The organism is Aurantiacibacter gangjinensis (assembly GCF_001886695.1).
GTDB classification, from domain to species: Bacteria; Pseudomonadota; Alphaproteobacteria; order Sphingomonadales; family Sphingomonadaceae; genus Alteraurantiacibacter; species Alteraurantiacibacter gangjinensis.
On the sequence record NZ_CP018098.1, the window covers coordinates 170352 to 190090 of the forward strand.

Below are 19739 nucleotides of genomic sequence, written 5' to 3' on the forward strand. Positions count from 1 at the left end.
GTCCACCTAGCTCGCCGAAAGCGGACCGTCCGCAATCGGCCCAAACATTCGCCATCTGACCGCCAGTCGGCAGCGAATATAGCCGAAGCTTGTCGTCAAACGATCATGCCATTTACCCTCGCTCGAGATAATCTTGTGAAAACCGGATAGTATGAATGCAAGGACCCGTCCGCGTCTCGGAACGGACGTTACAGTCTGATCCGTCTCACCACTTTCAGAGGCAATGAGTGACGGTAAAGGTAGATGTCTAACCTTTAACAGTCAGGCGCATGCGCTGCCTGCGCCAGACTATGCTGGAAATCTATCAGCCGCGAGTTGCTCTTTCCAAGGTGCACGCTGTCGCAGATCTGTCCCTCCTCACGAGGATCGGAATATGATCGACTTCGTATATCGGTTTGGCGAAGAAGCGAAGCTGCTTGAGCCGGGTTGGCGAAGATAACGACGGACATACGTATTGTTTGTTGCGCTTACTTATCGCCAGCACGCAACTTTCCACCACATCGTCGATAAAGAACGTGGGAGGAAGAGCGGATGAACTCTAAAATAGCACTACTCGCATCGGTTGCCATACTCGGGCTATCGCAAACTGCGGTCGCGCAGGACAGGACCGAAGGCGATACGGCACTGCCCGGTGCTGATGACGAACGTTTGGAAGGCGATATCATAGTGACGGCACGCCGTCGCCCCGAAGCACTGACCGAAGCGCCTGTAGCGCTGTCGTTAATCGGGGCGGCGGATATCGAACGGTTGGACATGCGCACGCTGGAAGACGTGACCTTGCGCACGCCAGGTGTGCAGTTTACGGAACAGGCGACGCTTATCCCCGGCCGCGTCAACACGGCTATCCGCTTTCGCGGCATGGATACCAACCAGCCCGTTCCTTCTCAGCAAGTCGGCACGATTTTTCTCGACGGAGTATACGTCGCCACTGGTGTGCAAAGCCTAGATCTGAATGCGCTGGAACGGATCGAGGTCATCAAGGGGCCGCAATCTGCAACCTTTGGCCGGTCCACCTTTGGCGGCGCGATCAACTACGTAATGCGGACGCCTAGCTTCGTTCCCCAGGGTCGCGTTTCCGCCAGCATTGCGGAATATGGAACCTATGACGTCTCGCTTAATCACGAAGGTCCGCTGCTCGGCGATGTCGTCGCCTACCGGGTCGGCCTGCGCGGTTTCGGCACGGGCGGGCAATACACGTCCATCGCGGACGGCGGGCGACTGGGTCAGGAACGCACGCTGTCGGGTAATCTCACCCTCTACGCCGAACCCACCCCCGATCTGCGGATCCGCCTACGCGGTTTTTACGGCGAGGATCGCGATGGCCAAAATGACGGCATCTTTCTCGGATCCGCGCTTTCCAATTTCGGCCAGGGGCCTGATCTTGCCAATTGCAACGAACTGATCCCCAGCCGGCAAGGCGTAGTGCCCGATTACTTCTGCGGGAATGTGAACGACATCGTTGCAAACGCAGGGTTCGATTGGGAAGATCTGGTCGGCAACAATACGCGCCTGACTCCTGCGACGCTCGCGCTCTTCGCGGCGGATGAAGCGAATGGCCGCCCCAAAGTCAGCAATGTTCCGCGTCGCACCACGATGGGCCTCAATCGCGACCAGCTTCGTCTTGCCGGTATCCTCGATTGGGATCTGAACGGGGGCGGTATTTTCGACAATAGCACGATCAGCGTGCTCACCGGCTACAACCGCGTTGCGGTGGATTACGTGCATGACTTCGATCACGCGCCGGTCGCTGCCTGGCTCGAACAGGATCCGCAATTCGACGAGGACTATTCGTTTGAAGCACGCTTTTCCTCCGACCAGGACAGGCGCCTACGATTTTCGCTGGGCGTAAGTTATCTCGACATCCTGCATGTCGAGGGCGGCTCCGGCGGTGTGCTCGTCTACGATTATCTTGAAGAACGCGGCGTGCCCACGATCTTCGGTACTCCGACTCTAGAAAATCCGGTTGTGGTGTACAGTGCCGACCCGGTGGAAGAGACCGGCCAGACGCTGGGCATTTTCGGCTATGTCGGCTTTGACGTTACAGACCGGCTCACTCTCGATTTCGAAGGTCGCTTTCAACGCGACACGATCGGGCAGGGTGCCGAGTTCGAAGCGACATTCGAAAACTTCCTGCCGCGCGTAACCCTGTCCTACGAAGCCATCGAGGATGGCGTTGTCTGGGCGACTTATTCCAAGGGCAACCTGCCCGGTTTTTTCAACGCCTCGATTCCGGGTCTCACGCCCAGTGAACTTGAAGATGTGGAAGAATTGCTGGGCGAAGTCGGCGTTTTCAATGACGAGGAAGAGCTGCAGAACTACGAAATCGGCTGGCGTCAGGCGATCGCCGACGGCGCGATCAACTTCTCGCTCGTGGGCTATTATATGGAGTGGACCAACCAGAAGACACGCGTCGGCGTGCCCGTAGTGGACGATCCGACCGGTCGCGCGCGAGTACTCACACTGCAGACAAATGCAGGCAATTCCGACCTGTGGGGTATCGAATTTGAAGGATCGTTCCGCGCGACGGAACAGCTTTCGGGTAGCGTCATGGTCAATTGGGCGCGGGCGGAATATTCCGACTTCACCTGCCCGTTCTCCAATTTCGTGGTCGGTAGCGTTTCCGGTAGGGCGGAATGTACCGGAAACACCACTCCGAAATTCCCCGAATGGAGCGGGTCCCTTGCGCTGAGCTGGGACGATGAACTAACGGCCGATTGGGACTATTACGTCACGGCCGATGGCAACTATATGGGCCGCGCCTATAACGAGGAAGCGAATTTCAGCTGGATTGGCGACACGTTCCGGGCGAACCTGCGAGCCGGCGTGCGTAGGGATAACCTACGACTGGAGGCTTTTGCTACGAACCTATTCGACAATGACGATCTGCTCTCCGCATCGCGCATTTCAGACTTCACCACTGAATCACTTTTCGGGTTTGCCAGTAATTTCGGACTGATCGTTACGCCGCCCCAGAGGCGCACGATCGGCGTACGCGCTACGTTCGACTTCTAGATTAGTAAATAGAAACAGCGCCCGCCCTTGATATCGAATGCCAAGGGCGGGCGTTTTCTATTTTGCCGCGAGCTGCGAGCCTTCGGCATCGGGCACCAGCCCGGTCAACCGAACCACTTCGCGATAAGTCTGGCTTACAGGCACTTCCAGGCCGGACTGCAATTGAAGAAGGAACCGCCGGCCATCCTGGCGTGCTTTTACCACGGCGCCTTGCGCGACCCACCATGATCTGTGCACGCGCTGGCCGGCTATTCCGCCGCTCTCCAAATGTTTGGCCGCATCTGATATGGTCATCAAGACCAAGGCATTGCCTTGGGTGGTATGCACCCGAACATAGTGATCTTCGGACTGCATGGCGATAATATCGCGACCAATTCGGTTCGGGAGCTTGTGCAAAAAAGAGGACAGATGCTGCTCCGCCTCCGCGACGATCGCAGCAGTGGTATCCTGTGCCAGTCCGCTCGCCTTGTCGAAGCGTTCCCGATCCCAGCGCAAATTATCCTGAAGCCATTGCCGCAGTGCGCACGCCGCCACCCACATGAGGATGATCGCCAACCAGTTTGCGAGGTAATATTGCAGGAAATCTAAAGAGAGTTCCGCAGGGCGCATACTGCGCAATTCGCCATCCGCCATGAAGGGGCGAAACGCATCGACGATGAGGTAGATAAGGGGCCGGGCGAGCAGGCTGCCGATGATAGCGCCACCTATCCAGGCCACCCACGGCGGAGTGTCCCAAGGCACAAGCAGCCGCGCAACCGCCCGCGTCGCACCAACCAGTACGAGCCACGTCACCAGCACCAGCGCCAGCCAATATACCACCGAAAGGCCCCACGGCAGCAATGCGCCAGCTCGCAGCTGGTTACCACCGAGGACAAGGCCTATCATCACTGGAAGGCCGAATAAAAATGCAGCGTTCAAGAGCGCTGCTTGATTGAGTCTATCGCTCATAATCTCCCTTGCTTGCAAGCCTATGGGTCCAACTCGCAGGCGGCAAGCCGATTGCCGAAACTTTCGCGAGACCGTTTCGCGAACCGCCCCTTCCAAGCCGCGAAGAATGACGCGCAGGCTGTCCTATTGGCGAATTGCCGGTTGAGGATGGCTACTCAGCAGCAGACGGTAACTCTCGGATCTATATACCAGCGCTGACGGGCTGCCAAAGAGCAGTTTTAACGCGCGACATTTTTTGGAGAGGGTGCGTGGTGACAAAGCCCATGGGAAAATCGCTCGGCGTGCAGCCTGTTCACAATGCGTCGCGCCGCAGGTTACTCCTATCCGGCTTGGGCGCAGGACTCGCGCTAACCAACGCCGGCGCTCTGCAGGCATCTGTGACCACAGAACATTCCGCGCTGCCATTCGCTCTGCCCGCAACCCCGCGAGAACGTATTGCCGGCCTCATGCGATTGTCGGCTGGTATCGGCACGACCAGCGCCTATTCAAATGAGGGCATCATATACGGGCGCAGCCCCGGCAGCCTGCTCCGGCCCCTGTTCGGCTTCGTCACCGTACTGGAAATCCGCAGCGAGCAGACAGGGCCGGGCGAATATGTGACGGTACAGAAGGAGGCGATGGTCTGCATTGACATCGCCACGCGCCAGCCGCTGACCGAGTGGCATAATCCCTATATCGACAGGACCATCGTGCCGCTGGGATATGTGTCTCCCGACAATCGCTACTATTTCAGCGAGCAGGGCTCTTACATGCGCTCTGCCCTGCCCGATGATCAGGCGCAGCGCCGGCTTGCCGAATTGGGCGTGCCGCAGCAATCCTGGCATCGGTCGAGCGAAGACGTGTGGGTGACAGAGAGGCGCTACAACCGCTTTCCATCCGCAATCGGCGAAGAAGAATTCCCTGAGGCGTATGCCGGGGAAATCCGGGAAAGCGTAGACATCCTTACATACCGAGGCCGAATTGCCGATTTCGCCGACCCGGACATGGATAGCGTGCCCTCCACAATCACCATGATGGCCGATACGCCATGGCCGCTCTGGATGATGATGGGGCGCCGGGCGGGCGGCACCGTTTGGCACGGCTTCGGTGGCAAATACGGATCGCTATCGAACATGGCGACTGCGACCCGCGCGCCGATTGAGGCCGCTTACCCCGGTTTCCTGGACGATCCCTGGGGCTTCCCCGCAGAGGCATACGGCACGGCAGCGCAGATGCGCCGTCTGCGTGCGGAGGGCCGAATGTAATGATGGACGACAACGAATCCGGTATCAGTCGCAGGCAGGCGCTTGTCGGCGGTGCGGGGCTGGCAGCAGCGTCTGCTTGCCTCCCTGCCGCAGCGGCCAAAGCAAGCGAACACGCGTCGGCATCTGCCGACGCGCTCAGCGTGTCGCCGCCGGATCTCGATTTTCTGCGCACGGATGCGTTGATGGACGCAGATCGATTGCGCTTCCTGATGCGAGAAGCGGGGCTCGACGCGCTCATCGTGACGCAGCCGGCAAACGTATTCTATCTTACCAATCATTGGCCGCAGCTCGACCGAATGGGCTTCGATGGCAGTGGCATCGCCATCCTCTGCGCCGATCCGGCCCGGCCATTGACCGTGGTGATGCACGCGTTTCTATATTACTACACCCATACGCCGGAATCCGAATTTTCCGATCGCGAGATTTTTACCTATACCAATCCCATCGGCGCACCTGAAGTGGAAGGGGAAGAGCCTCCGTCCGCCGAAGCGCGCGTCATGGAAGTGGCCGATGGCGGTACGCTTACCTCCCTAGACCGCCATCGGCTGCTGATGTTCGGGCGTACCCAGCCACCGAGCGCTGACGCCACATGGGCAATGCGCAAAGCGCTCCACTCCTTGGGGGTATGGCAAGGCCGGGTCGGCATCGATCATCTCGGACTCGAAGCCGGCCTTCGCGCCCGCGGCTTCGAAGGTGACATAACGAGCCAGGGTCAGGATATCGTGCGAACGGCGCGGCTGACCAAATCGCCGACCGAGATCCGGATGATGCGACTGGCATCTGAACGCAATGTGGCAGCAGCGATAACAGCAGCACGCAGCGCTCGCGAACTTGGCAGTGCACGTGCGCTGCGATCGGCCTTCTTCGGCGAGGCAGGACGCCGTGGCAATGCCGGCGTTTTCATGGTCATCGCCGGCACATCGACGGAAGCGCTGGATCGCGAATTCACCGATGGCATGTCCGTTTCCATCGATTGCGTCAGCACCTGCCGCTTCTATCATGGCGATTTCGGACGCACCATCTTCATCGGCGAGCCGCCCCGTACCGTTCAGCGGGCAGCCAGTGCCGTATCGACGGCATGGAGCGAAATTCGCGAGCAGCTTCGTCCCGGTATGCGTTTTTCCGAAATACCTCGCATAGGGCGCGCTACCCTCGATCGTCTGGGCGTCGATCTCAATGTCAGCTTCAGGCCGCATAGCGTGGGCCTGTTCCACACCGATCAGCCGGCAACGTCTCTTTTGACCCCGGCAGCACCGCCCGATCTGGTCCTGCAGGAAAACATGACGCTGAGCGTCGACTGCCCGGTGTTTCTCGCTGGGTTGGGCGGCACCATCCACCTTGAAGATTTGATGTTGATTAGAGACGGACGCGCGGAAGCGATTCACGACGTGCCTCCGCCTGTTATTACAGTTTAGGAGAGCAGAGGATGCGTATCGTAGGTGTAATTGCCGTGGCGGCCGCGCTCGCTTCGCAACCGGCATCGGCGCAGGCCGGTGATGCGGGGCAAGAGATTTCGAACGAAGATGCGCGTGCAGACCGCGAGGCGGTGCGTGCAGTTGGAGAGACGTGGCGTCAGCTTTATCGCGATGGTCGATTCTCGGAGATTCCCGATCTTTACACGGTCGACACGCTGGTGATGCCGCGCGGTCGACCAGCGATAGTCGGGCGTGATGGGATGCGCCGCGCCATCGGCGGCCTTGCCGCAGGACGCCGCGTGGAAATCGATGTGCGCGAACGAGAACTGACCCTGCTGGGCGATTATGCCATTTTCGTAGGTGACTTCACGGTTACCTACACACCGCCCGAGGACGATCAGCGGCCCGATGTTACCGAAGAAGGCCGTTCACTGGTGGTGTTTCGCCGCGACGATGACGGTACTTGGCGCATTCATCGCGATATGGATTCGCCGGCTCCGCCACGCGATGCATCTGCGTCGGCGGGCGCGGCCATGCAGTCGCAATATGCCGGCAGCATCGCATGGGACGGGCAGGATCGAAACGACGTTACGCAGTGCGACATTCTGGCGTCCAGCCGGTATGATCGACAACGTCTGGCTGCTCCGCGCGCGCGCGCAGAGATCGATGTGCCTGCGGCCATCACACAGTGCCTGGCCGATCTGGAGCGCTATCCTGACGATCCGCGCATCCATTTTCATCTCGGCAGGCTCTACGGATATTCAGGCGATCGCGATCTGTCGTTTGCGCAGCGTCAGGCCGCCGCCCGCGCAGGGAATCACAATGCGATCTTCCTGCTCGGCTATCTCAATTGGCTCTCGGCAGACGATGATGCCGCCAAGTGCAGCGCCGCAGCCGATATGCGACTTGCCGCCGACCGCGGTAACTATTCCGCCCAGGTAACCTACAGCGCATTTCAGCTGGAAGGTGCGCTGGAGGATTGCGGAGCAACTGCACAGGCTCCGGTTGACTCCTATCTGAACGCAGCCGAGGGCTCGGCTGACGGATACTTCGAAAGACTTCTTGTCTCGCATCTGAAGGCGACGTCGGAAGGGGGGAACGAATGATGCGGATTCCGGCTATTTTCGCAGCTGCTGGTCTGGCCGCATCGACACTCACGGCCTGCACTGTTGACCAGGCCAGGTCACCAGAACCGCTTGCCCAAATCGATCCTACCGCGCTGCGCAGCACGATGGTAGAGCAGATGGAAGGTGAATGGGTCGGCACCTTCCGTCGTTTCGGCCCCGATGGGCTACTTCAGTCCGAGTTGCCGTCGCGCATAATCGTGCGCTTCCCTGCAAACGATGCGCGCGGAGAATATCACCAGACCAACATCTTGACGCTGGAAACTGGCGAGGAACAACGCGTCGACAGTTTTGGACGTTGGGATGACAATGTGTTGCGCTTCACCAATGAACGGCTCGAAGGCAGCTATTTTCTGCTGCCCGAAGATCCGACCGGGCGTACGAGCGTGCTATTGATGCGCTTCACCGACGGGTCGGGGCTGGAGATTTCCGAGATTATCACGCTGTCTGCGGATGGCCAGCAGCGACACAGGGTGGCGCAGTTCTTTCGCAACGGCGATCTGCTGCGCCGTACGCTGGTAGATGAAGCAAGGGCACGCTGAGAATTAATTACGTCAAGGTTTTCGATTACCTTGAGATGAAGACTTTTATAAAAGTCTATTAAAAATCAAGCAATCGCTTCAACAAGGAAAAGCATGTTAATGATGAATTTCATCTGAAGCTGCATCTTCTTACACGACTATGCAGCCTGATCTTCTCACCGCAGCATATCCATTTGATCAGAACAGGTTGGAAGTTTTAGATACCACCGACGCCATCCAGGTCTATGCCGACGCGATCAACATCAACGGAGCCGGGGAAGAGCGCTTCTTCCGCGGCGGCGGGCTGACCGGGCCGGTCTATAACGGCAATGAGCAGTACGGTGCGACCTACCAGCTGGGAGCGCGCATCCGCTTCTGATGACCAAGTATGATCGAATGATTGGCGGCGCTCTGTGGGTGTCGCCAATCATCGCTTTGCGCGCAGCGAGCTTTTGTTATGAGCCACTGTGCATGAGACATGTCGAGGACACGATAGAGCAGCGTGCTCGGCTAAGCGGCAGCGCCGTACTCGCGAGGGAAAAAGGCTAGGCGAATGAAACCGACGGCACGGGACACCGCGGAATGACACCTGTGACAGCGTTGCAGAAGGACAAGGGCGGGCTTTCCAAACGGCGTGTGATCGGATTGATCGCCGGGCCGGCGGCATTTCTTGCAATCCATCTCATCGGTGTGCCGGCAGGTCTCGAAGCAATGTATGCGGACCCGGCGGCGGACGATTTGCCGGGCTCGCCCCTGCAAGCATGGACTGTCTTCTCGCTGCTCGTCTTGATGGCGATCTGGTGGGTGAGCGAAGCCATCCCCATCGCTGTTACCGCGCTGCTTCCCATGGTTGTGCTGCCCGTTGGACAGGTGGCCCCGCTCGCCGATGTGGCCGGCGCTTACCTGCATCCGATCGTTGTGCTTCTGCTTGGCGGTTTCATCATCGCCAAGGCAATCGAGCGATGGGGTCTGCACGAACGGATCGCGCTTGGCACGCTGTCGCATTTCGGCGGCAGGCGGAAAGCGCTTCTGGCCGGCTTCATGGCGACCGCCGCTTTGCTGTCCATGTGGATTTCCAACACCGCCACGGCCATCATGCTTGTGCCCATCGCGCTGTCCATCGCGGTGACCCTTGCCGACGACGATGAAGAGAATGCCGGTCGCTTCACGATCCTCCTGCTGCTCGGCATTGCGTGGGCATGTTCGATAGGCGGGCTCGGCACCTATATCGGCACGCCGACCAACCTCCTGGTGAAGGACGCGGTCGAGCGGAGCACGGGCGAGGAGATCGGCTTCGTCACCTGGATGGCGCTGGGCGTTCCGGCCGTCCTCGTTCTCGTCCCATTGGCATGGTGGCTGCTATCGCGCTTCGAGGGCGCAAAGTCCGATGTGTCGCAGGATACGGCGGACAAGGTCGCGGGAATGATCGACCGGAAGGTCGCGGCGCTCGGCCCGATGAGCGTGGCGGAAAAGCGCGTCATCGGCATGTTCGCATTCATCGCCTCGCTCTGGATATTCGGCATTCCGCTGCGCGAACTCGAGATCGGCGGCGTCCAGCCACTGTCCGGTCTGTCCGACAGCGTGGCGGCCATTATCGGCGTGGTGCTGTGCTTCCTTATCCCGGCAGGAGACCGGTCCGATCGGGCTGCAAGGCTGCTCGACTGGAAGACGGCCGAATCCATCCCCTGGGGCGTGGTGCTGCTGTTCGGCGGCGGCATGGCGCTGGCCGGAGCGATGCGGTATTCCGGAATGAGCGCATGGCTGGGCGGCGAGCTTGCCATCATCGGTACCTTGCCAGTCATCCTGCTGATCGCGCTGGTCACCTTGCTCATCATCTTTCTGACAGAAATCACCTCCAACGTCGCTACGGCGGCAGCGACCATGCCGGTGCTGATCGCCGTGGGCGAAGCGAGCGACATCGATGTCGCGCTGCTCGCCGCGCCGGTTGCGCTTGCGGCAAGCTGCGCCTTCATGCTGCCCATGGCGACGGGGCCGAATGCGGTGATCTATGCCAGCGGCAAGATTTCGCTGGAGCAGATGGCGAGGGCCGGGTTCCGCCTGAATCTGCTGGCGAGCGTGGCGATCATCGCGCTGTCCTATTTCCTGGCACCGCTGGTCTTCTAGCGACACCTTGCCAAGGGTCAGTGGAAGTCGCGCGAGCGCGGGATGACGCTGACATCGCGCGGGTGGCGACCCGTGTTCGATGGCCATGATCCCTGCAGCGGTTTTACCACGTGGTCGGCGCGGGCGAGATCGGGTTTGAGCATGTCGTCCGACAGCAGCGACAGCTTGGCCGTATCGTCGTGCATCTCGCGCGCGACGACATGGATCACATCCTCGTCCATCTGCACCGTGCCGTGCACGCGCATCAGCCGCGCGCCCATGATAACCTTGCGATTGGCCTCCATCGCATCGGGCCAGACGACCAGATTGATGACCCCGCTTTCATCCTCCAGCGTGATGAACACCACGCCCTTGGCGCTGCCAGGCCGCTGGCGGATCAGCACGACGCCCGCCACCGATACGCGCTGGTTGAACCGGCAGGCGCGAAGGTCCGCCGCGCGGGTGAAGCCGCGCGCGGTATAATGTTCGCGCAGAAAGCCCATCGGGTGCCCCTTCAGCGACAGGCGCGTGGTCTGGTAATCGGCGACGACATGTTCGCTCAGCGGCATGGCGGGCAGCAATACAGGCACATCCTCGCCCTCGTCACGGGCATCGGCATGGGTGAATAGCGGCAGGTCGGGCGCGTTCTTCAGCGCGCGCGCATCCCACAGCGCATCGCGGCGATCCTTGCCCATGGAGCGGAAGGCATCGGCCGCGGCCAGCAGGTTGATCGGTCTTGTGCCCAGCCGCGCCCTGGTGCGCAGTGCTTCGACATCGGCAAAAGGCGATGTGCGCGCGGATAGCAGCTTTGCCGCGTCAACTTCCGCCAACCCGTCCACCTGCCGCAGGCCGAGGCGCAGCACCAGTTGCCGCTGGCCATCCACCATTTGCCATTCCACCGTATTGTCCCAGTCCGACATATTCACATCGGGGGCCAGCACCTTCACCCCGTGCTCTCGCGCATCGCGCACGATCTGTGCCGGGGCGTAAAAGCCCATGGGCTGCGAATTGAGGAGGCCGCAGGCGAAGATCGCCGGGTGGTAATGCTTGATCCAGCTCGACACGTAGACGAGGTGGGCAAAGCTTGCTGCGTGGCTTTCGGGAAAGCCGTATTCGCCGAACCCTTCGATCTGGCTGAAGCAGCGGGCGGCAAAATCGGGATCGTAGCCGCGTTCGATCATGCGGCCGACCATTCTTTCCTTGTGCTCCGATACACCGCCGCGATTGCGGAATGTCGCCATCGCGCGGCGCAACTGGTTCGCCTCCCGCGGGCTGAAGCGCGCCGCGACCATGGCGATCTTCATCGCCTGTTCCTGAAAGATCGGCACGCCCAGCGTGCGTTTCAGAATATTGCGCAATTCGTCCGGTGGGCCATGCTCGGGCGCGGGTTCAGGGTAGAACGGCTCCTCTCGTCCCTTGCGCCGCTTGAGATAGGGGTGGACCATATCGCCCTGGATCGGCCCGGGTCGCACGATGGCAACCTGGATCACGAGGTCGTAAAACGTCTTCGGCCGCAGGCGTGGCAGCATGTTCATCTGCGCGCGGCTTTCCACCTGGAACACGCCCAGCGAATCGCCCCTTTGCAGCATGGCGTAGACGTTCTGGTCCTCCTGCTCGATGCTGGCGAGCGTGTGGGTCTCGCCGCAATGGGCCTGCAGCAGATCGAAGCATTTGCGGATGCAGGTGAGCATGCCGAGCGCCAGCACATCGATCTTCATGATGCCCAGCGCATCGATATCGTCCTTGTCCCATTCGATGAAACTGCGATCGGGCATGGCGCCATTGCCGATGGGCACGACCTGCGTCAGCGGGCTGCGGGTGAGGATGAAGCCGCCGACATGCTGGCCCAGATGGCGCGGCTTGCCGATCAGCTGGTTGGCCAGCGCGATCACACGGCGCAGATGCGGGTCCGACAGGTCCAGCCCGGCCTCGCTCTCGGCGCGCTCCTCGTTCACTTCGGAGCCCCAGCTGCCCCATACCGTTTTCGCCATGGCGCCGGTTACATCTTCGGACAGGCCCATCACCTTGCCCACTTCGCGGATCGCCATGCGCGGGCGGTAATGGACGATGGTTGCGCACAGGCCGGCACGTTCGCGCCCGTAATGCTCGTAAATGTGCTGGATCACTTCCTCGCGCCGCTCATGCTCGAAATCGACGTCGATATCGGGCGGCTCCTTGCGCTCTTCGGAGATGAAGCGTTCGAACAGCAGATCGGTCGTCGCCGGGTCGACGGCAGTGATTTCGAGGCAATAGCAGACCGCGCTGTTGGCCGCAGAGCCGCGCCCCTGGCACAATATGCCCAGCGAGCGGGCATGCTGCACGATATCGTAGATGGTGATGAAATAGCGCGCGATATCCATCTTCGCGATCAGATGCAGTTCGCGCGCAATGGCTGCATGGACCTTTTCCGGAATGCCATCGGGGTAGCGTTTTGTCGCCCCTTCCCATGAAAGTTTCGCCAGGTGGTCATCCGGCGTGGTGCCGGGCGCCAGGTCGAGATCGGGATATTCGTATTGCAGGTCGCCAAGGTCGAAGCCGATGCTGTCTGCAATGGCGCGGGTTTCGGCAATGGCATGCGGCCATTCGGCAAACAGGCGCTGCATCTCCTGCGGTGGTTTGAGGTGCCGCTCGCCATTCTGTTCCAGCAGGGCGCCGGCATCGGCAATCGTGCATTTCTCCCGGATGCACGCCATCACGTCGGCCAGCGGACGGCTGGCGGGTTCATGATAAAGCACATCGTTGGTGGCGACGATTTGCAGGCGATGCGCCCGCGCCAGCGCGTCCAGCCGGTTGATGCGCGCCCGGTCGTCTCCGCGATAGAGGCGGCTTGCCGCGATGTGCGACAGGGCCGGCATGTCTCGCACCAAAGCAGGCAGATCATGCGCAAAGCCATCCAGATCTTCCGGCGGAAGGGCGATCAGCACCATGTCCTGCGGCGACTGGCCGACCGCACCTGCCACCATCTCCAGCGTCAGGTCGCAGGCATCCTTATCCTGCCATTTGCCATCCACGCTCCGCATCTTGGCGGCGGACAGCATGGCGGTGAGGCGGCCATAACCTTCGCGCGTGCGCGGATAGGCGAGGAATTCGCGCTGCGGCTGCCCGTCATGCACCATGGTAACGAGGCGGCAGCCGACCAGCGGGCGCTGGCGGATATTGCGCATCTCGGTCCAGTGCCGCACCGCGCCCGCCATGGAATTGCGATCCGCAATGCCCAGCGTATCGTAGCCCATCGCATAGGCGGTGACGGCGTAATCGACTGCATCGGATGCCCCGCGCAGGAAGGAAAAGCAGCTGGCCAGGCCCAGCTCTACATAGGGGGAGGGGGGCAGCGGGCTGCGGCTGCCATCGTCGAGGATCGTGCGCTTGTCGGGTGTGAGCGGAGCATCGGGCATGGCGGCCTACGCATCCAGCCCGTGGACATACCAGCGCGTCGTATCGCCGCGACCGTCACCTGCCACACCTTCGCGGTAGAGCCAGAAGCGGCAGCCTTCGCTATCTTCGACATGGTAATAATCGCGCAGGCGGGCACTCGATTTCTCACGCCACCATTCAGGCGCGATGCGCTCCGGCCCGGCGGAGCGGGCAATGTCGTGCAGCTTGCGCCGCCAGCGGAAACGGGCGGGCGGGCCATCGGGCACGGCGTGCACCACTTCAGCGATTTCCGGCCTGTCGAGCAGGCGCAGCGGCCCTGCCACGCGGCGGTGGACAGCGCGCGGCGCGGCTGCGGTGTCCGGCGAATAAGGCACCAGCCTTTCACCGCGTTCCGGCATATGGCTGCCTTGTCGTATGGGCTGGAGAACGTGGCGCGGGCCGAGGCGCGCGATCAGCCGGTCGATCATGCGCGCAAAGGCGACATCGCTGCGGGCCTTGCCTGTCAGATCGGCCTGCTGGGCATCCAGATCCTCGCTATCGGTTGCTTCGAGGCAAGCCGCCTCGATCCCGAAGCCGGGGTCGATCGTGTCGAGCTTGCCATCGAACAGGGGCACCAGGTCTGCCGGATCGCGGCTGGCGCGGCTGGTGCGCGCCTCGGCATGGTAAGCCTGCCCGTCCACCCGATAGGCGGTAAAGCGCAAGATCCGTGCGCCCCGGCCTTTCGCCTCCAGCACCTGCACAAGGTCATCGGCCAGGTCGCCCAGAACCTGTTCCAGCCCGGCCAGATCGCCCAGCGGCTCCGCCAGGCGGCGCAGCGCGCGCAAGGGACGGCGGATTTCCGGCGAGACGAGCAATTCCTTCTGCCGCCCGGTCGCCTGGTCCAGCCGCATGACCGGATTGGCGGACAGGGCCTCTATCTTGCGAAAGCGGCGCACCAGCGCCTCGCGCGGCATGGCAGCAAGTGCGCCCACGGTCTTGAGGCCGAGGCGGCGCAGCAGCAGGACAGTGTCCGCATCGAGGCGCAATGCGGCAACCGGCAATGGGTCCAGCATAGGCTGGATGGCATCGGCGGGGCAGATTGTCGGCGCGGCATCGCCATAGCGGGCGAGCGCCCATGCCGCGCCGATCGTGGGTGCCGCCGCGATTTGCGCGGTCAGGCCGAGCGCGGCGAAACGCGCGCGCATCTCCTCCAGCATTGCCGCCTCGCCGCCATGCAGGTGCTCCGATCCGGTCGTGTCGAGCAGCAGCCCGTCCATGCCGTCCACTTGCGACCACGGGCACCAGCGCCGCACCCAGCGCGCCAGCATGGCAAGGTCTGCGGTATCGGCGGCTTCCTCTGCATCCTCCACCCGCAGATCGGGCACCAGCGCGCGCATGTCGGTAACCCGCGCGCCGCGCTTCAGGCCCAGCGCCAGCGCCGCCTTGCCGAGATCGTGGATGACCGGCCCGTGCGCGCCCTCGCGTGCGAGCACGAGCGGGCCATCAGGAGCGCGAGGCGGCGGTTCGGATGAAGCTGCCGGTGATGGTATTGCCGGCGCGGTGGCGCGCCTCCCCAGCCAGCGCTGGATCGCGAAATGCGGGAACCTGATGGAGACGATGCGCCGCGCGGTCATATTGCACCAGCCACTTGCCGGGTTTGGCATCGCGCGCGCGGAACAGTTCGGCATGCCATCGCGGCAAACCCGGAGCATTCGCATCGTGCGGGTGCGGTGCGGACGGAGCCGATAGCACCCGCCAGCGCTGGCGGGCGGCGGACAGGTCGGCCTGGGCATTGTAGCGCAGCAGGAAAACCGGCACGCCCTGCCGCTCTGCGCGCATGGCCAGCCGCTTGCTGGCGGTAAAATCCAGCACGGCGGGATTGCCCCATGCTTCCCCGATAATGGCGGCGAGCGAGTTGCATCTCAGCCCTTCCTCCATCGCCCAGAGCAGGTCGCGCGTATTGCGCGAGCAGGCCAGCACCAGCCGGTCCACCCCGCAGCCAAACCTCTCGCAGCCCTGGCCGAAAGGGCGGCCTTTCTCGAGCGAGACCATGCGTTCCTGAATCCACAGCACGCGCCCCTCGCGCGGGGTTTGCGCCAGCGCGAAACCGGCCGCGCCCGCATCTTGCGGACCGGCAAAGATCTCCACCGACCGCGCCGGGGAGGACGGCAGTGCATTGCCGGGAAAATCCGCCTCCCGGTCATGGAGAATATCCGCATTGTCATTCGAGATCACAGGCATTTCGGGCACGTGTTCCATTCAGAGAATCGCACCGATGTTCATCATATGTTCCATTGTAGCTCTGTCGCTTTCACAGAGTCAACGCGCCTATGAAAACGGCACCGGCGCGAGGTCGCACCGATGCCGCCAAACCATGAAAAATCCGCCCGCGCCGCTGGATGCACCCGGCGCGGGCGGCTGCGCTTCAGCCCGGAACGTTCTCGCAGGCGATGCGCGTGGTGGAATGCGAGTCGCGGCGGATCGCCCCGCCAAGGTCGCGGAAGATGGTGAAGCTGTAGAGATTGCAGCGGTCCGGATCGCTGGGGCTGCGTGCGGCGATGGCGGCATCGCGCGTCTGGCCCACGCGGCGTCCGCCCACGAACTTGTCGCTCCAGCCGCTGGTCACGTGGATCGCCATGATCGTGTAATCGATGCCGCCGGTCGCCCAGCCCTGGCGGAACTGGGCGATCGCGCCCGAGCTGGAGTCGATGGAAGCCGGCATGCGCACATTGGCCGCCTCCGCCAAGGCCGATGCTTCGAACGCATCGCCTGCACCATCGCGCGAGCCGAGGCGCGCAAGCTCGGCATCGATCCTGTTCTTGGCTGCGCTGTAGGTGGCATTGCCGGGAAACAGCGTCGTCGCGCCGTCCATCTCTACCCCGATGGCGAGCAGCTGGTTGTAGGCGAGGATGGGCATGCGCTCATTGGTGCCGCCATTGGCCGATACACGCGTGGTGGCCCATTCGATCTGGTCGTCCACGCCTTCTGCCACGCGGTCGTAATGCATCTGCACTTCGCGCATCTGCGCATCGACCATTTGCGGCGGCAGGCCGGGATAATTGCGTGCGGCCAGCCGGTCCACGGCAGCCTCATATGCGGTGACCAGCCGGTCCATTTCGGCATCGCCCGCAGCCTGCGAACTGCCATCGGTCGGCGTGACACCCTGCGCGACGATGTTCATGTCGTTCATGAAATCCTGCATGCCATTCTGTCCGCTGCGGCGGTCCATCGGGCGTCCGCGCGGTTGCTGCTGCGGGGTCGCGGTCGGCGCGTCTCGCGTGACGCGGTCGGTCGTCGGCAGTTGCGGCATGCTGGGCACGCTCGGCATGGATGGACGCTGGATGCGCGGCAACCGCTGGGCGGCGGCATCGGATGGCATGGCGGCGACGGTGCCGACAACGGCCATTGGCAGCGCGGCGATAATGGTCAGATAACGAAGCATGATTTCAAGCCTCCAGGAATGATGCTGCCCGCACATTCGCCAAGAAAGCGTGGTGCGACCATGCCATAAGGATGGGCCTGCGCCGTTCATTGTGCCGTCAGAAAGCAGAGCTTTGGCGAGTTTGGTCTTGCGTGAAACAAGCTCGCCTGACAGGCGGAGCGCCAAACGAGATTCGAGAGAGGAAACAGCCATGCGCCAGGTCCACCATTTCATTGATGGCGAGCATTACGAGGCGGGAACCCGCACCCACGACATCTGGAACCCCTCGACCGGCGAAGTGCAGGCGCAGGTCGCGCTGGGCGATGCCGCGCTGCTCGACAAGGCCGTCGCCAGTGCCAAGCGCGTGCAGGTGGAATGGGCAGCGCAAAACCCGCAAAAGCGCAGCCGCGTGATGTTCGCCTTCAAGGAACTGATCGAGGCGAACATGCAGGACTTAGCCGAACTGCTCGCCAGTGAGCATGGCAAGGTCGTGGACGATGCCAAGGGCGACGTGCAGCGCGGGCTGGAAGTGATCGAATATGCCTGCGGCATCCCGCAGGTCGCCAAGGGCGAGCATACGCTGGGCGCAGGCACGGGCATTGACGTGTATTCCATGCGCCAGCCCATCGGCATCGGGGCTGGCATCACGCCGTTCAACTTCCCCGCCATGATCCCGATGTGGATGTTCGGCATGGCAACGGCGGCAGGTAACGCCTTCATCCTCAAGCCTTCCGAACGCGACCCCAGCGTGCCGGTGCGCCTGGCAGAGCTGTTCCTGGAGGCAGGCGCGCCTGCGGGCCTGTTGCAGGTGGTGCATGGTGACAAGGAAATGGTCGATGCCATCCTCGACCATCCCGATATCGCCGGTATCAGCTTCGTGGGCAGCAGCGATATCGCGCATTACGTTTACAAGCGCGGCGCGGATAACGGCAAGCGCGTGCAGGCCATGGGCGGGGCGAAGAACCACGGCGTGGTGATGCCCGATGCCGATCTCGACCAGGTGGTGAACGATCTGGCAGGCGCGGCCTTCGGCTCTGCCGGAGAACGCTGCATGGCGCTGCCTGTCGTGGTGCCGGTGGGCGATGATACGGCAGAGCGGCTGAAGGAAAAGCTCATCCCCGCCATCGAGGCCTTGCGCGTGGGCGTCTCCAACGATCCTGATGCGCATTACGGCCCCGTCGTGACGCCGGAGCACAAAAGCCGCGTCGAAAGCTGGATCGACACCGCCGAGAAGGAAGGCGCGGACATCGTCATCGACGGTCGCGGCTTTACCCTGCAAGGGCATGAGGACGGCTTCTTTGTCGGCCCCACGCTGATCGACAATGTCACCACCGACATGGAAAGCTACAAGGAAGAGATCTTCGGCCCGGTCCTCCAGATCGTGCGCGCCAAGGATTTCGAGGAGGCTGTGCGCCTGCCGAGCGAGCACCAATACGGCAATGGCGTTGCCATCTTCACCCGCAATGGCCACGCCGCGCGCGAATTTGCGTCACGAGTGAATGTCGGCATGGTCGGTGTAAACGTGCCGATCCCGGTGCCGGTCAGCTATCACACATTCGGCGGCTGGAAGCGCAGTGCCTTTGGAGACACCAACCAGTACGGCACCGAAGGCCTGAAATTCTGGACCAAGGTGAAGACCGTCACCCAGCGCTGGCCCGATGGCGGCGCGGACGGCAACAATGCCTTCCTGATTCCGACGCTGTAAGAGGGCCGCTCCCATGAAAATCGCATTTATCGGCCTTGGCAATATGGGCGGCGGAATGGCCGCGAATCTCGTGAAAGCGGGGCATGAGGTGAACGCCTTCGACCTTTCCGAAGCGGCGCTGGGCGCGGCGGCGGAGAAGGGCTGCGAGACTTTCACTGACGCGCGCGAGGCGGTGGCGGGTGTCGAGGCGGTGGTCACCATGCTGCCTAATGGCGATATCGTCCGCGCGGTCTATACCGACACGGTGATAGGGAACGCGCCTGCCGATGCCGTGCTGCTCGATTGCTCCACCATCGATGTCACCAGTGCGCGCGACGTGATCGCGGCGGCGGAGGCGGCCGGGCATGACATGGTGGACGCGCCCGTATCCGGCGGCATCGCGGCAGCAGAGGCGGGCACACTCACCTTCATGGTCGGCGGCAGCGAGACAGCTTTCATGCGCGCCCAACCCATCCTGCAGGCGATGGGCAAGGCGGTGATCCATGCAGGCGATGCGGGCAATGGGCAGGCCGCCAAGATCTGCAACAATATGCTGCTGGCCGTCCACATGATCGGTACGGCAGAGGCCTTTGCCATGGCGCAGAAGCTGGGGCTGGATCCGCAGACCTTTTACGACATTTCCAGCGTCAGCAGCGGGCAGAACTGGAGTATGACAAGCTATTGCCCCGTGCCCGGCGTCGGCCCCAAATCGCCTGCCGATAACGATTACCAAGGCGGCTTTGCCACCGCGCTGATGCTGAAAGACCTGAAGCTGGCGATGGAAGCGGCAGGCACCGCGCATATCAATCCGCGCATCGGCGCGCTGGCGAAGGAGCTTTACGAAGCCTTCGATGCAGCGGGCAATGGCACCCGCGATTTCTCCGCCATCATCACCGAATATAGCTGAATGTAC

At 62.1% G+C, this 19739-nt stretch carries 14 protein-coding genes; 9 read left to right on the forward strand and 5 right to left on the reverse strand.

Annotated elements, in window-relative coordinates:
- Positions 1-531 precede the first annotated feature (531 nt).
- Positions 532-3012 (forward strand): TonB-dependent receptor, encoded by a 2481-nt coding sequence (locus tag BMF35_RS13015; protein ID WP_082115740.1) that lies wholly within the window; start codon positions 532-534, stop codon positions 3010-3012.
- A gap of 57 nt (positions 3013-3069) precedes the next feature.
- On the opposite strand, the gene BMF35_RS13020 is transcribed toward BMF35_RS13015, so the two are convergent.
- The gene (locus BMF35_RS13020) at positions 3070-3960 is read right to left on the reverse strand and encodes a LytTR family DNA-binding domain-containing protein (RefSeq protein ID WP_071961236.1); all 891 of its coding nucleotides are present in this window, start codon (positions 3958-3960) and stop codon (positions 3070-3072) included.
- A gap of 377 nt (positions 3961-4337) precedes the next feature.
- Here BMF35_RS13020 and BMF35_RS13025 point away from each other — a divergent pair, with 377 nt between their 5' ends.
- The 6 genes from BMF35_RS13025 (at position 4338) to BMF35_RS13050 (ending at position 10388) form a co-directional block, all read left to right on the forward strand.
- The gene (locus tag BMF35_RS13025; protein ID WP_162199245.1) at positions 4338-5204 is read left to right on the forward strand and encodes a DUF1838 family protein; all 867 of its coding nucleotides are present in this window, start codon (positions 4338-4340) and stop codon (positions 5202-5204) included.
- Positions 5204-6619, forward strand: coding sequence for a M24 family metallopeptidase (locus BMF35_RS13030; RefSeq protein ID WP_047007728.1), 1416 nt, complete (start codon positions 5204-5206; stop codon positions 6617-6619). Before BMF35_RS13025 ends, BMF35_RS13030 begins: the two co-directional genes overlap by 1 nt.
- An 11-nt stretch (positions 6620-6630) precedes the next feature.
- A complete protein-coding gene (locus BMF35_RS13035) occupies positions 6631-7725 on the forward strand; it encodes a YybH family protein (RefSeq protein WP_047007727.1) in 1095 nt (364 codons plus the stop codon).
- Positions 7722-8285, forward strand: coding sequence for a DUF3598 family protein (locus BMF35_RS13040; RefSeq protein ID WP_156172196.1), 564 nt, complete (start codon positions 7722-7724; stop codon positions 8283-8285). Before BMF35_RS13035 ends, BMF35_RS13040 begins: the two co-directional genes overlap by 4 nt.
- Positions 8286-8472: 187 nt before the next feature.
- A complete protein-coding gene (locus BMF35_RS13045) occupies positions 8473-8643 on the forward strand; it encodes a hypothetical protein (RefSeq protein ID WP_156172195.1) in 171 nt (56 codons plus the stop codon).
- Between the two features lie 203 nt (positions 8644-8846).
- Positions 8847-10388 (forward strand): SLC13 family permease, encoded by a 1542-nt coding sequence (locus BMF35_RS13050; RefSeq protein WP_071961238.1) that lies wholly within the window; start codon positions 8847-8849, stop codon positions 10386-10388.
- Positions 10389-10405: 17 nt separating this feature from the next.
- On the opposite strand, the gene BMF35_RS13055 is transcribed toward BMF35_RS13050, so the two are convergent.
- The 4 genes from BMF35_RS13055 to BMF35_RS13065 all read right to left on the reverse strand — a co-directional run bounded on the left by BMF35_RS13055 (position 10406) and on the right by BMF35_RS13065 (position 17163).
- Positions 10406-13762: an error-prone DNA polymerase gene (locus BMF35_RS13055; RefSeq protein ID WP_047007890.1), complete on the reverse strand. Its 3357-nt coding sequence runs from the start codon at positions 13760-13762 to the stop codon at positions 10406-10408.
- 6 nt (positions 13763-13768) lie between these two features.
- Positions 13769-15214 carry a Y-family DNA polymerase gene (locus tag BMF35_RS13060; protein WP_206539564.1) on the reverse strand — a complete coding sequence of 482 codons (1446 nt, stop codon included), beginning with the start codon at positions 15212-15214 and terminating at the stop codon, positions 13769-13771.
- Positions 15215-15224: 10 nt separating this feature from the next.
- Positions 15225-15980, reverse strand: coding sequence for an ImuA family protein (locus BMF35_RS13810; protein WP_052766164.1), 756 nt, complete (start codon positions 15978-15980; stop codon positions 15225-15227).
- Positions 15981-16146: 166 nt separating this feature from the next.
- Positions 16147-17163: a hypothetical protein gene (locus BMF35_RS13065; protein ID WP_156172204.1), complete on the reverse strand. Its 1017-nt coding sequence runs from the start codon at positions 17161-17163 to the stop codon at positions 16147-16149.
- Positions 17164-17353: 190 nt separating this feature from the next.
- Here BMF35_RS13065 and BMF35_RS13070 point away from each other — a divergent pair, with 190 nt between their 5' ends.
- Positions 17354-18847 (forward strand): CoA-acylating methylmalonate-semialdehyde dehydrogenase, encoded by a 1494-nt coding sequence (locus BMF35_RS13070; RefSeq protein ID WP_047007888.1) that lies wholly within the window; start codon positions 17354-17356, stop codon positions 18845-18847.
- Between the two features lie 13 nt (positions 18848-18860).
- Positions 18861-19733, forward strand: a complete 873-nt coding sequence (mmsB, locus tag BMF35_RS13075; RefSeq protein ID WP_047007887.1) for a 3-hydroxyisobutyrate dehydrogenase — start codon at positions 18861-18863, stop codon at positions 19731-19733.
- The last annotated feature ends 6 nt before the right edge of the window (positions 19734-19739 follow it).

Bases quoted from the DNA above. Each gene is read 5' to 3' on its own strand.
- BMF35_RS13055 (WP_047007890.1), bottom strand. From the start codon at position 13,762: ATGCCCGATGCTCCGCTCACACCCGACAAGCGCACGATCCTCGACGAT.
- BMF35_RS13015 (WP_082115740.1), top strand. From the start codon at position 532: ATGAACTCTAAAATAGCACTACTCGCATCGGTTGCCATACTCGGGCTA.
- BMF35_RS13810 (WP_052766164.1), bottom strand. From the start codon at position 15,980: ATGGAACACGTGCCCGAAATGCCTGTGATCTCGAATGACAATGCGGAT.
- BMF35_RS13035 (WP_047007727.1), top strand. From the start codon at position 6,631: ATGCGTATCGTAGGTGTAATTGCCGTGGCGGCCGCGCTCGCTTCGCAA.
- BMF35_RS13030 (WP_047007728.1), top strand. From the start codon at position 5,204: ATGATGGACGACAACGAATCCGGTATCAGTCGCAGGCAGGCGCTTGTC.
- BMF35_RS13070 (WP_047007888.1), top strand. From the start codon at position 17,354: ATGCGCCAGGTCCACCATTTCATTGATGGCGAGCATTACGAGGCGGGA.
- BMF35_RS13020 (WP_071961236.1), bottom strand. From the start codon at position 3,960: ATGAGCGATAGACTCAATCAAGCAGCGCTCTTGAACGCTGCATTTTTA.
- BMF35_RS13050 (WP_071961238.1), top strand. From the start codon at position 8,847: ATGACACCTGTGACAGCGTTGCAGAAGGACAAGGGCGGGCTTTCCAAA.
- BMF35_RS13040 (WP_156172196.1), top strand. From the start codon at position 7,722: ATGATGCGGATTCCGGCTATTTTCGCAGCTGCTGGTCTGGCCGCATCG.
- BMF35_RS13065 (WP_156172204.1), bottom strand. From the start codon at position 17,163: ATGCTTCGTTATCTGACCATTATCGCCGCGCTGCCAATGGCCGTTGTC.
- mmsB (WP_047007887.1), top strand. From the start codon at position 18,861: ATGAAAATCGCATTTATCGGCCTTGGCAATATGGGCGGCGGAATGGCC.